The organism is Kluyvera sp. CHPC 1.2972 (genome assembly GCF_036759925.1).
Lineage (GTDB): Bacteria > Pseudomonadota > Gammaproteobacteria > Enterobacterales > Enterobacteriaceae > Kluyvera.
The window spans coordinates 1-12,606 of the sequence record NZ_JAPKIB010000011.1 but is presented as its reverse complement, the minus strand read 5'-3'; the positions used below and the strand labels follow the sequence as shown (position 1 = coordinate 12,606).

General features: G+C 47.4%; 18 protein-coding genes. All 18 read left to right on the top strand.

Translation table 11 applies throughout. From position 1 onward, the window contains the following. Positions 1-348 precede the first annotated feature (348 nt). The 18 genes from V6944_RS16335 (at position 349) to V6944_RS16250 (ending at position 12,382) form a co-directional block, all read left to right on the top strand. Positions 349-1,383 carry a hypothetical protein gene (locus V6944_RS16335; RefSeq protein ID WP_333499702.1) on the top strand — a complete coding sequence of 345 codons (1,035 nt, stop codon included), beginning with the start codon at positions 349-351 and terminating at the stop codon, positions 1,381-1,383. Between the two features lie 98 nt (positions 1,384-1,481). Continuing rightward, a complete protein-coding gene (locus V6944_RS16330) occupies positions 1,482-2,345 on the top strand; it encodes a GTPase family protein (protein WP_333499701.1) in 864 nt (287 codons plus the stop codon). Positions 2,346-2,436: 91 nt separating this feature from the next. Next, positions 2,437-3,258, top strand: a complete 822-nt coding sequence (locus V6944_RS16325; protein ID WP_333499700.1) for a DUF932 domain-containing protein — start codon at positions 2,437-2,439, stop codon at positions 3,256-3,258. 216 nt (positions 3,259-3,474) lie between these two features. Further along, on the top strand, positions 3,475-4,176 hold the full coding sequence (locus V6944_RS16320; protein WP_032668681.1) for a DeoR family transcriptional regulator: 702 nt from the start codon (positions 3,475-3,477) through the stop codon (positions 4,174-4,176). Between the two features lie 40 nt (positions 4,177-4,216). Continuing rightward, positions 4,217-4,453, top strand: coding sequence for a protein YpjK (ypjK, locus tag V6944_RS16315; protein WP_032181217.1), 237 nt, complete (start codon positions 4,217-4,219; stop codon positions 4,451-4,453). Further along, complete coding sequence (locus V6944_RS16310) at positions 4,453-4,896, top strand: YfjS/YafY family lipoprotein (protein WP_032666233.1); 444 nt, start codon at positions 4,453-4,455, stop codon at positions 4,894-4,896. The genes ypjK and V6944_RS16310 overlap by 1 nt, the downstream gene beginning before the upstream one ends. 23 nt (positions 4,897-4,919) lie before the next feature. Then, on the top strand, positions 4,920-5,387 hold the full coding sequence (locus tag V6944_RS16305) for a hypothetical protein (RefSeq protein WP_333499699.1): 468 nt from the start codon (positions 4,920-4,922) through the stop codon (positions 5,385-5,387). 76 nt (positions 5,388-5,463) lie between these two features. After that, complete coding sequence (locus V6944_RS16300) at positions 5,464-5,703, top strand: DUF905 domain-containing protein (protein ID WP_333499698.1); 240 nt, start codon at positions 5,464-5,466, stop codon at positions 5,701-5,703. 102 nt (positions 5,704-5,805) lie between these two features. Then, the gene (locus tag V6944_RS16295) at positions 5,806-6,267 is read left to right on the top strand and encodes an antirestriction protein (RefSeq protein WP_333499697.1); all 462 of its coding nucleotides are present in this window, start codon (positions 5,806-5,808) and stop codon (positions 6,265-6,267) included. 8 nt (positions 6,268-6,275) lie between these two features. Then, a complete protein-coding gene (locus V6944_RS16290; RefSeq protein ID WP_126297237.1) occupies positions 6,276-6,758 on the top strand; it encodes a JAB domain-containing protein in 483 nt (160 codons plus the stop codon). Positions 6,759-6,766: 8 nt separating this feature from the next. Next, positions 6,767-6,988: a DUF987 domain-containing protein gene (locus V6944_RS16285; protein ID WP_333499696.1), complete on the top strand. Its 222-nt coding sequence runs from the start codon at positions 6,767-6,769 to the stop codon at positions 6,986-6,988. A 17-nt stretch (positions 6,989-7,005) separates the two neighbouring features. Beyond that, positions 7,006-7,323, top strand: a complete 318-nt coding sequence (locus tag V6944_RS16280) for a type IV toxin-antitoxin system YeeU family antitoxin (protein ID WP_333499695.1) — start codon at positions 7,006-7,008, stop codon at positions 7,321-7,323. A 20-nt stretch (positions 7,324-7,343) separates the two neighbouring features. Further along, positions 7,344-7,685 carry a TA system toxin CbtA family protein gene (locus V6944_RS16275; RefSeq protein ID WP_333499694.1) on the top strand — a complete coding sequence of 114 codons (342 nt, stop codon included), beginning with the start codon at positions 7,344-7,346 and terminating at the stop codon, positions 7,683-7,685. 115 nt (positions 7,686-7,800) lie between these two features. After that, positions 7,801-8,634, top strand: coding sequence for a DUF4942 domain-containing protein (locus V6944_RS16270; protein WP_063842516.1), 834 nt, complete (start codon positions 7,801-7,803; stop codon positions 8,632-8,634). 232 nt (positions 8,635-8,866) lie between these two features. After that, the gene (locus V6944_RS16265; protein WP_333499693.1) at positions 8,867-9,664 is read left to right on the top strand and encodes a helix-turn-helix transcriptional regulator; all 798 of its coding nucleotides are present in this window, start codon (positions 8,867-8,869) and stop codon (positions 9,662-9,664) included. A 694-nt stretch (positions 9,665-10,358) separates the two neighbouring features. Further along, positions 10,359-10,919 (top strand): hypothetical protein, encoded by a 561-nt coding sequence (locus tag V6944_RS16260; RefSeq protein WP_126519067.1) that lies wholly within the window; start codon positions 10,359-10,361, stop codon positions 10,917-10,919. 23 nt (positions 10,920-10,942) lie between these two features. Continuing rightward, on the top strand, positions 10,943-11,440 hold the full coding sequence (locus V6944_RS16255) for a hypothetical protein (RefSeq protein ID WP_058652370.1): 498 nt from the start codon (positions 10,943-10,945) through the stop codon (positions 11,438-11,440). 255 nt (positions 11,441-11,695) lie between these two features. Beyond that, positions 11,696-12,382, top strand: coding sequence for a hypothetical protein (locus tag V6944_RS16250; protein WP_126519069.1), 687 nt, complete (start codon positions 11,696-11,698; stop codon positions 12,380-12,382). Positions 12,383-12,606 lie beyond the last annotated feature (224 nt).

The window sequence follows — 12,606 nt, the reverse complement described above, 5'->3', positions numbered from 1 at the left end:
ATACTGTTTCGAAAGGTGGGCGCTGTAGCCTGTGTGATCCTCTCTAAGGGACGGTGTAAGTTTGAATGGTTAGAAGGAGGAAGGCATGGATGGTGTACTTGTTCCTTATACTAATATCCATTGATGTAAAAAAATCACATTCGGCCCCGCTTCTAGAACTTAGTGGATGGGGATCTGTTGCTACATACCAGGTTTTATAGGCTTTGTTGGAAAAAATAACATAATTTTGATTACTAAAATATTACTGATATATTATCGTTTTTTAATTGTTTTTGTTGTGGATTAATTACTATCTAGAGTGTGTTTTTTGTACACTTCGGTGGTGGTTTCAGAGATAGGGGAAAGGGAATGGCATTGATGGATTATGGTCGTTGCAGGATGTACAGACTACAGCTCGAATGGCTTAGAGCGAATCACGGTGTACCAGTGAACTGGGATGCCGTTAACCGATACCATTCGGCATCACAATATACATTTTTAATAAATGAAATTATATCCAATGATATGTTTCTCAATGCTAATCGAAAAAATGTCATCAGAGAAATGAAAGAATACGCTTCCAGTAGAGTTGTTTCTGGGAAGTATTTCAACTGGATGAAGGTCGAAGATAGGGCTGCTTGTTACTCTTTGTTTTGGCTGGTTTGTAATGCGAATCCATTTTTTCTTGGAAGTAATTCCGAACATAAAAATCAAGACGCCCGCAAAGGACACTATTTAGATGATGTTTTTGAAATAGCTAATGGTATTAAATTTCAGTATATCGCTCCATTTGGTGATTCCATCGATAACTATGTTTTTTCAAGTATGGTTTTTGTTGATAATCTGGATGGGAACATAGCAGACAAAATCACGCTAATAGAAAACGCCTATAATGCGTGGTCAAGACATTTTAGTCTTTTCCCCCGTCCATTTAAATGGATTGATTTAAGCGAAGAAGATAATATTTTCTGGTTATGGGATTATATGCGAAAAAACCATATTGGGTGTGATCTGCTTCCGTCATCTTCAAAACAGCAAAAAGATTTTTTGCTGGCAACATTTGACAACTGGGCCGGCTGGACAAATCAACAGTTTAGTAAACAAAAAGAAAATGCCCGTAAGGTGAGGGCTAACCCGGAAGAGCCTTCTTCTTTAAAGAAGCTATTAAACCCCACTACGTCCGATGATTGCAGAAAAGTTTTCCTGGACTATGCACGTAATGCTTGGGTGCAAAGACGACATCGTCAAAAAGTAAAAAAAGATACAACGGGGATAAAGCTTACGGCACAATCCAGAAAGAAACTTCTGGCTATACAGCAGTTATCAGGTGTTGAGCCAAATGCCATACTAAAAAGCCTCATTGATGATGCGTATAAAAGAATAAAGGAAAAGAACAAAGATTAAATAGATCTCCGATATATATTATTTTCATGAGCATACCAGCATAACGGCAGAACCTCACAGTCCTGCCGCTTTTAGTTTTATTTATTGCAGGAGTAATCATGAATAACCCACGAGGTTTACAGTCACTAAACCATACTTTTTCCGGCCTACCGCAATGGGTGTCTGAACGTATATTGCAGCAGATAAATCAGTTAACCCGCTACGAGCCAGTGATCGGCATTATGGGTAAAACCGGGGTGGGGAAGAGTAGTCTGTGCAATGCCCTGTTTGCTGGAGATATATCACCGGTCAGCGATGTGGCTGCCTGCACCCGTGAACCTTTGCGATTTCGCCTGCAGGTTGGCGAGCGCTATATGACCGTCGTGGATTTACCCGGTGTAGGCGAAAGTGGCGTTCGCGATACCGAGTATGCTGCGCTGTACCGAGAACAGCTTTCTCGCCTCGACCTGGTGCTGTGGCTGATTAAGGCCGATGACCGGGCGCTGGCAGTGGATGAACACTTTTATCATCAGGTGATTGGTGAGGTATACCGGCATAAGGTGCTGTTTGTTATCAGCCAGTCGGACAAGGCCGAACCCACCAGCGGTGGGGGATCATTGTCTACGGCGCAGAAGCAGAATATCAGTCGCAAAATCTTTCTGCTGCATGAGCTGTTCCAGCCTGTGCATCCAGTGTGTGCGGTGTCTGTCCGTCTGCAGTGGGGACTGCGGGTGATGGCCGAGCGGATGATTAAGTGTCTGCCACGCGAAGCTACCAGCCCGGTGGTGTCGCAACTACAGTCTTCCTTTCGCACGACGGTAGTCCGGGAGCAGGCTCGTAGCGATTTTGGTGAAACCGTCGGTGCTGTACTCGATAGCATCAGTGCCTTTCCCCTGATACCCGCCCCGGTGCGGGCCGTCATTCAGGCCGTACGCACCACCGTGGTGTCAGTGGCCCGTGCCGTCTGGGATTTCTTCTTCTGAGTATTTAACCCATCCCTGTTATTTCCCTATCCCTGTCGCCGATGCGACGGGTATTTCTTTTATTTGTTTTCCCATTATGAGGAGTCTGCTTATGACCCGTCTGGCTTCGCGCTTTGGCGCTGCAAACATTATCCGTCGTGACCGTCCGTTAACCCGCGAGGAGCTGTTTCGCGTGGTGCCCAGTGTGTTCAGCGAGGACAAACATGAATCCCGTAGTGAACGCTACACCTATATACCCACCATCTCCTTGCTGGACAGCCTGCAGCGAGAAGGCTTCCAGCCATTCTTTGCCTGTCAGACCCGTGTGCGTGATCCGGAGCGTCGCGAACACACCAAGCATATGCTGCGTCTACGGCGTGAGGGACAGATAACCGGTAAGCAGGTGCCGGAAATAATCCTGCTCAACTCTCACGATGGCAGCAGTTCGTACCAGATGCTGCCGGGACTATTTCGTGCGGTTTGTCAGAACGGCCTTGTCTGTGGTGAGTCGTTTGGCGAGGTGCGGGTGCCGCACAAGGGGGACGTGGTGAGTCAGGTGATTGAAGGCGCGTATGAGGTACTGGGGATTTTTGACCGGGTGGAGGAGAAACGGGATGCCATGCAGTCGTTGCTGTTGCCGCCTCCGGTACAGCAGGCACTGGCAAAAGCCGCTCTCACATACCGCTTTGGTGAAGACCACCAGCCGGTGACGGAGTCGCAAATACTCTCCCCACGCCGCTGGCAGGATGAGAGCAATGACCTGTGGACCACGTACCAGCGTATTCAGGAGAACCTGATTAAGGGCGGTCTCAGTGGGCGTAACGCCAAAGGAGGACGGTCGCATACCCGTGCCGTTCGCGGTATTGACGGAGATGTGAAACTTAACCGGGCACTGTGGGTGATGGCGGAAGCGATGCTCACTCAGTTGCAGTAACCGTTTCATGTTGCCACGTTGTTAATATCGGACACCACCTGTCCGCATTGCAACGTGCTGGCGGTCCTCACTCACCGAGGGATGTACTGCAACCCCCGCTACATGTGGCTTTTGCAGAAATGAAAAATAGTTTCTGCTGTGTCCATACCCTGTCCGCCCCTCTATTTAAAATAATCACATCATTTTCAGTCAGTTAAATTCCACGGAGAACGTCTCATGACACAGGCAGAACGCCGCCATGACCGGCTGGCTGTCAGACTGTCACTGATAATCAGCCGTCTGGTGGCGGGGGAAACGCTGAGTGTGCGTAAGCTGGCCGCTGAGTTTGGTGTGTCGGTGCGCACGCTGCGGCGTGATTTTCGTGAGCGGCTGATGTATCTGGACCTAGAGTATCAGTCCGGATATTGCCGCTTACGCACTGCGGGCAGTGAGACGCAGATGGTGCCCGACGTGCTTATCTTTGCCCACCGCAGCGGGATGGCCGGTCTTTTTCCAGGTTTTGACCGTCGTTTGGTGAACGCACTGCTGATGTGCGATGAGTCCCCCTGCGTAATAGCGCCAGCCAGTCCGGTTTCTTCGCCGTCAGGCGCATTGTGTTTCTGGCGACTGATTCAGGCTATTACTGGGCGCAAGCGGGTGACGCTGATTGCCGAGGGGCAGCGCTGTGAGCGGCTGGCTCCCTGCCGGTTACTCATCCACCAGCAGGCCTGGTATCTGGTGGCGGAACACGACGGACATATCGCCGTATTCACCCTAGATGAGATCCATCTGGTTCAGCTCCTGCAGGAGAGTTTCCGGCGTAACGACAGTCTGTGTCGTCTTGTTGAAGACCCGGTCTTTATTCAGACCTTACCCCATTTTCGCTTTATCCAGCAGTCACTGCTTACGTTTGTTCCGGCCGACAGCCCACCAGAATAGCGCAAGCGTTGTTATCAACCCGGCAACAGGGAGGAGCCCTATGCCCGTAATTGCCATTATCGCCATTGTTGTCATCGTCATCATTCTGAACAAAACCGGGGTGTCCGACAGCCTCACGGCCCTGACACTTGCCACCGTTGCTGCACTGTTGACGGGCGGAGGTGCAGCCGGTGCTGCCAGTGTTGCACTGACGCCGTTCGTCGGTGTGCCGGTGGGTATTTTTGTGGGGATTTATGTCTTTGCCAAAGTGGTTCGTCTGATTTCAGGAAAAAAATAATGAAACGTAAAACACTACCTCTGCTGGCACTGGTTGCCACCACTCTGTTTCTGAGCGCCTGCGATGACAGAAGTGATGAACTGAAGGCCATTAGCAAATTCAAGGATCTCACCCCGCCGCGCTTCAGCGATGTGGTCAGTCGTCAGGATGATGTCAGCGAAGAATGGTCACAGGTTGGCTTCTCATCTGGTCTCACCCTGCAGGTCTTACGTACACGTGAGTCGCCCGATGGCTGCGAGGGCGGTAGTTACTACTATCTGGTGGATATGGAGGAGAAAACCGTCCAGCCGCTGATGAATGCGCTTTGTATTGCCGACAATATCAAACTGGAATACCACGAGGTTACGGACCGGTATACGAAGGAAAAATACTTTGAGTACTCCCATGACGGAAAACTGATGGGTCGACTGCTGATACCCTCAAACCCAGAGAACCACGAATAAAAACAACGATAAAGGAGATAGAAATGACAATAGGTTCACTAAGCCGGTTTGTACTGGCATGCTCACTGTTTACCAGTTTTACAGCCTCTGCGGTTCCTGGACTCTGGCAGCAGAGCTATGGCCAGGGCAATACGGAATACAACGTGACGGATGCCAGTGGGAAAATGTTTACCATCAATTGCACGGGAAATCCCGACCAGAACGGTTTCTACCAGCATTCTGTTTTTCTGACCCAGACAGATAACAGGATGGTCAGTTCGCACGATGACGGCACCACGATCACCGTGGTAATGAATCACCAGCAGTACGTTATTCCGTCCAGACTAGGCTGGCGAAACGGGGATAACGCCTGGTATGACTTCATCAGCGATATCCGCAAAGCCCGTCAGTTTGAGGTCTACGTCAATGACCGCAAAGCGGGAACCTTCAGTATTGACCCGACGAATGCAGTGAAGGTCTTGCCCATGCCCGGAGACTGCGGTAACGACTGATAGCCGTTCCGTTTTAATCAAACCACCCCCGATAGCCAGCAGGCTGTCGGGGGGTTCTTTTATAAGGAGCCTGAAAATGTCCCAATCTGTGATACTGCCACCGGGACCGTTCACCCGGCAACAGGCAGAAGCAATTACCTGCCAGTATCACAGCATCACTATTGAAGACGACCAAGGCAGTCACTTCCGCCTGGTGGTTCGCGACCCTGAAGACAGGATGGTCTGTAGGGCATGGAACTTTGAACCGGATGCCGGTGAAGGTCTTAACCGCTATATCCGCAGCTCAGGCATCCGTACTGACACTTTCACCCGCTGACTCCGAATCATTTACCAGCAACATTTTACCTCCCCGTACACTCTTTATTACCCCATACGCCAGCCATCGCCGCTGGCGTTTTTTATTAATGGAGACATACCCATGACAACAGCGACACAAAACAACCTCGTATCTGTTGCTAACGAAGCCGAATTTGAACTGACCGTAACGCAGGTGCCCGACGAACAGCGCATACGCTTCTGGCCGCAGCACTTTGGCACTATCCCACAGTGGATAAACCTGGAGCCGCGTATTTTTGCCTGGATGGACCGCTTCTGTGAGGCCTACAGCGGCGGCATCTGGTCGTTCTACACTCTGAGCAATGGTGGCGCATTTATGGCCCCTGATGCTGACTGTGGTGATAAATGGCACCTGTTCAACAGCATGAACGGCAATGGTGCGGAGATGAGCGCAGAAGCCGCAGGTACCGCTGTCTGTCTGATTGAATACAGCCATCATGCCTGTCGCACCGAATGCGATGCCATGACGGAACACTATTACCGCCTGCGGGATTACGCCCTGCAGCACCCTGAATCCAGCGCCATTCTACGCATTATTGATTAAGGATACTCATGATGGAGCGATCACTTACCCCACTGGCTCCGGTACTCCCACTGAGCGCACAACGCACTGTGCAACATGCTCTGGCCCTGCTTGACCGCCACCTGCGCGAAACTGGCGTGGCGTTCACCTCCACACAGGCCGCCCGCGACTGGCTGCGGTTGAAAATGGCCGGGCTTGAGCGAGAGGAGTTTATGGTGCTTTATCTTAATCAGCAGAATCAGTTAATTGCCCATGAAACCCTGTTTGCCGGTTCTATTAGCAGTACCGAGGTACATCCCCGTGAGGTGGTCAAACGCGCCCTGTACTTCAATGCGGCAGCTGTGATACTGGCGCATAACCATCCCTCCGGTGACATCACACCCAGCCAGGCAGATAAGACCATCACGCAGCGTCTGGTGCAGGCACTTCAGCTCGTTGATATCCGTGTGCCTGACCATCTCATTGTCGGCGGCACGCAAATATTGTCGTTCGCCGAACACGGTTTGCTTTGAGGTATGACATGAAAATTATCAGTAAACGCCGGGCGAGGACAATTTACCGTCAACATCCGGCCTCCCGCATTTTTCGATACTGCACCGGCAGGGACCAGTGGCACGGCAGTGTCTGTCATTACACCGGTAAGGCAGTTCCTGACATTCCCGGCGTGCTGGCGGTATACGTCGAACGCCGCCAGGACCGCAACGGACCTTATACCTGTCTGATGAGTATCACCCTGAACTGACAATAAAGAGGTTATAAATGAGCAACACTACATGGGGCCTGCAGCGGGATATCACGCCGCGCCTGGGAGCACGTCTGGTGCAGGAGGGCAACCGGCTGCACTATCTGGCTGACCGGGCCAGTATCACCGGTAAGTTTAGTGACGACGAGTGTCTTAAGCTGGATGTGGTATTTCCACATTTTATCAGCCAGATAGAGTCGATGCTGACCACTGGTGAACTGAATCCCCGTCATGCCCACTGCGTTACCCTGTACCACAACGGTTTTACCTGCGAAGCCGATACTCTTGGTAGTTCCGGTTACGTATACATCGCTGTTTATCTCACTCATCGCTAACTAATTTCACGAGAGCAAGCATGAAAACTCTACCTGCTACAATTTCGCGGGCGGCGAAGCCCTGTCTGTCGCCCGTTGCAGTCTGGCAAATGTTACTGACACGCCTACTGGAACAGCACTATGGCCTGATGCTAAACGACACGCCGTTCAGTGATGAAACCGTTATTAAGGAACATATTGATGCCGGGATCACTCTGGCCGATGCTGTGAATTTTCTGGTGGAGAAATACGAACTAGTGCGTATCGACAGGAAGGGATTTAACTGGCAGGAACAATCCCCTTATCTTCGGGCTGTAGATATTCTGCGGGCAAGACAGGCAACTGGCCTGTTGCGACAAAGCCGTAACAACGCAGTACGGTAAATATTGCGTACAACCTTCCCGATTTACATTTCTGATCTTCCTCCCTTGTTTACATATTGCATAATGCGCCTGCCATTACCCGGCGGGTGCGTTTGCTTTTTACGGACAAAATGTCATGCAAACTGAAGCTGAAGTATTAACCAATCATAGCGAGCTAATTTGCTCGACCAGTATTGAACGTATTGTTACTGGTCGTGATACCGCGCTTAAGGAAATTGAATCTCTGATTCTTCAACTTGAAGAAATCTCCCGACTGACTTCCATGATTGGTGGCAATACTGCGGATCACTGGGCGATGAGACAGGGTGGCTCCTTTGACTGCTGGTTGATGCAACCAGTGGGCAAAGCGATGCCAGTCATCACCCGGAATATCGACCGTAGCATCTGGCGTGACCTGATGCTGAAATCCGGGATGTTGGCCTTGATGGATGCCGAAGCCCGCAGTCAGTGGGCGAAGAATCTAGAGGAGGGCGATCTCCCGGCTATTAGCGAAGCCAACATCCTGAATACCTTTGAACAACTTCACCACAATAAGCAAGACGTTTTCGAACGTGGGATTATCAATGTATTTAAAGGGTTAAGCTGGGACTACAAAACCAATAATCCCTGTTATTTCGGTAAGAAGATTATCGTCAACAATCTGGTGAAGCATGACAGATGGGGCTATAGCCTGAACTGGGGCTGGCGACGCGACCAGCTTGCCGATCTGGAAAGGATGCTCCGCCTACTGGATGGTCAAACCATTCCAGATAGCCGACATGATGTATCCATCAGGTTTATGGATTTTATCCGCGATAATCCTCGTGCGCAGATATTTGAGGACGACCTCTTCATTATTCGCTATTTCCAGAAAGGGAGTGGGCATATCACGTTTAAGCGTTTGGATCTGATCGAAAAGATGAATGATATCGTGGCAAAGCACTATCCGAAGGCTTTACCAGCAAGATGAAGTGTGATGTTTTTATAAGCAGGGGGGAAGGTCAAAAAATATGATTCAAAGATTACGGGCTCCCTGATAGGGCTGTCTACACCGTACGTCTCCGGCATAAAAAGGGGAATGTTGAGGGAGTACTTTTTACATTAATGAGTGTTGCTTATCACCTTTAAACTCATTTTTGTGTTTTTTACTCAATGTTGTGTTTTAATGGCATTCATCACATTTATGTCGGAGGTATGCCATCTTGCAAAACAAAATCAAAGAACTTCGTACCCAACTGTCAATCACTCAGCGTGAATTGGCCGATATGGTTGGTACCAGCCAGCAACAGATTCAACGTATCGAAACAGGGAAAGTTGCGGCTAAGTTAGGGCTGGCACAAGCAATCAGTGCTGTTTTAAAAAAGCCGTTGAACGCTGTTTTTCCTGATAGTGACAACCTGCTACAGAAATTGCGTAATCAAGGTAGTCGTAGCAGCGACGAACTGAAAGATATTGCCGCAAGCGGAATTGAGATGGATGGCCGCTTTTGGACGGTAAAGCTCTGGTTACGGGGGCAGAAAGATTATTTGCTACTACCCATTTCTCCGGCTGATAAGCGTCGTTTTTACTCATACTTTGAAGAAAGCACTGTCCCAGATCATGAGCGTTTTTTTGTTTTCGATTCAGAGCAGCATCGTTATGCCATAAATGCCCGAGAAGTCATTTTCCACCAATTCTTGTTTGATGGTTTTCCACCTATCCCTGATGACGAGGACAGCGATATTAATGAAGGAAGCTATGGTAATGTCCATATTACAATGGTGAACGGTGGCCCAGTCATTGAGCTATGCTGTGAGTCCGAGGTATCGGAGAACGATGAATTTGACGATATTGGTCAGTTGAACGCATTGTTTGATACTTTGGAGTTAGAGCCTGAATCAACAGAGCGATACCAGATAACCGATGAGGATGGAGAGGATGCTTTCATCCGTATTGGCTCTGTTGCGATGGTCCGAATCTCGCTCGATGTACTGGATTCGGTTGAGGAAGATAATGACTGACAGAGGTCGGCATCTTAACCTTGCATACTTGTTCGGGTTCGATGCCGAAAATCAATGAAATTATGTGTTGGTATCTGTGTTGGTATAGCATTGAATTGTTTTTTATTAATTATTTTAAATCATGAGGTTAAGTTGAATGTGCGAGTCCGGCCTTCGGCACCAATCACTTAAATTTCTTATAAATCAATGATTTAGTGTGAATAACCCATCTCATTTGCATGTAAGAAATGTCAGTTTCTCATCAAGTACAAAAGCCACTGTGAATGTTAATGGCTTTGGTATGTTAGCACGCAGTGGCAAGTAGTTACCAGGCTCAACCTTGTACTGCATACGCCAGTATGCCCCCCTTTGAAGCCGGAAGACGTGCCGCCGTCTCTAAATGCTATACCAAACACTTACAGTGAAGCGCATTTTTGCCGATGCTCCCACATGCCACACGTCGAGATGACGTTGCAGGGAATAAACAGGTTTATGGTGGTGTTCGTACCTGCACACGAAATGCAGGCTCTGCCAGCGGTTCGGCCTCGCTCCTTCGGGTACATGGTCATCCTGATAAGCTTCACTGTCTGACATACCCTGAGGTTGTCGCCTAACGGCTCCGCGCGTTGTCTTACCACCAACGGGCTTATTGGCTGCTATTCCCTTAATTTAAGTATGGTACTATGTAGGGAAAATCTTAAAAGAAGGGTGGTTTATGGGCTGGTCTTCGTTGGTTAGGATAACCATTGGTACATTTCTATTAGCTGGGTTGTCGTTCTCTACATACGCGAAGAACTGCAAGAAAGGTATCCCTTGCGGTAACTCTTGCATTGCGGCATGGAAAACATGCGGTGGTAGTTCGCGCTCATCTTCTACTTATCAACATTACTCTTATCCGTCATCTTCTCTTCATAGCTCAATCCCCAAATCCTCTTTGCATTCCCCATCAGCTAAGGCTGACGGAAAAACTACGGTTTCAACCGCGAAAACTTATCTTTGTCAGTATGCTATTGCAGCAATACAGAATGGAAAAATAGGTTCTTTACGCGTGTTGGGTAGCACCGAGGTAACGTTGTACGTCGATAGCTTCAAAGCCAACCGTTTAAATGGTACATACCTGTTATCGCCAAAGCTGGAAACTAAAGGCAAGTTGATGACGGCAGATGATAAAAGCAAAGTGTATGCCTATGATTCTTGGCTGATGAACTTTGCAATTAGTGACCGCATCGCAAGAAGTACGGAGCAGTGGGATCATTGTAAACTGGTTCACAATTAATAAACTCAATTCGTGGGGAAGGAATGAAAAAATTACTGATAGCTTTCGTGATTCTAACTTTACCTATGCTCTCATTCGCTAAGGGTATTGGTTATGGGAATACTAAGTGGGACATGAATCCGTCAGAAGTTGTTGCGGCTCAGGGCAATGGCGCACATCTGATCTCACCAGAAAAGTATAAGGATAATTTTGGGAAAGTGCGGATTGATAATGTACAGATCGGTAGCGGTCTTTATACTGTCACATTCCTTTTTAATAGCGCTGATCGTCTTGTACAAACGAACGTAGCCAGTAACGAGAAAAAAAATGAAGGTATCGCTGCGAATCAATTTGGCACATTGAGTCAATTGCTAACTCAGAAGTATGGGAAATCTGAGTTTTCAGATTCAGACAAAGCAACATGGAAACTTCCTGACACTACGGTTGAGTTAAGCAAGATGGTCATTTCTGGGATCATGGCCCAAACAGTAGTTCGTTACATTCCAAACAGTAGGGTAGCAAGCGATACTTCTAATCTTTAAGCCATTGCACCAGAAACGCGCATTCAACAGCACAAATCCAAAGGATGCAATACCCCTTTGGATTATGATTTCAATGCTTGTGTGTAATCGAGTAGTGTGTTCAGATGACTTACTTAAATAGCTGGATACTTAGAAAATTTAACCTGCGTCATCTCTCTTACGTTGCATAAATTGGAACGTAATACCATACTTAATGCGATTGTTTTGGATGATTGCTCATAAGATAATGTTTTATTCCGAAAAATGGATGCAGCTATGCTAAAGGTTATTGCTTCAATCTCCGTTTTTATATTTTTTACCGTCATTGGCTCCCTGTTTTCTGGATGTAATGATGGTTGGATGTCTGCATCAATAGGAAGTAGAGGAGCTTGCTCCCATCATGGTGGTGTAAGCGGTATACCCGGATTGTTTATGTTTGTCGGGTTTGTAGTAGGTGTGTTTCTATTCCTTAAATTATCATCAAAAAATAGTATTCATCACGACGATACCAATGCGATTGATACTGGCATTAGAAATGTTGAGAATGTTAATAGTAGAGGGCTAAAAAAAACTACTATAAAAGATGATGAAAAAAAAGAACTTATCGCATCATTTGAAAAGTATTCCGAAAAAAATAAAAATCCTCTATTGAAAGTCTTTGTTTACTCTAACGGTCTATTGCTGTGTGAGTTAATAAATAAAAATAATGGTTATGACTGTTTTACAAGAAAATTAAACATGACAAGAATGAATGATCTTCAAACTGCATTGGAGAATGTTTTTCTGCATGATGGTACTGAATTTATAACGGGCGTAAATCTGCGGTATTTTAAGTTGAGATTTTTCAGTGACAATGCTCGAAGGCACTCTGAAATCGTGGTTGGAAATTTTAATGAGCCAAAACTTCTAAGATTAAAAAACATAATAATTGATGCCTTTCCTGTTGTAGCGAGAAAAATGTAACCTTTATAAAACATTAATCCCAAATGTTTGCAAGGGCAGCGCCCACGCTCTTAACGTCAATCTTCAAATAGTTCATGGTCACTTTAGGATCTGAATGGTTCAGCGCTTTCATTGCTAAAGCCAAATTCCCGTTAGACTTCTCCCACACCTGTGTAGCAGAAAATTTCCTTGAATCGCCACGGATAATCTAGACACTTCCGAGCCGTTGATAATACTGGTTTTCA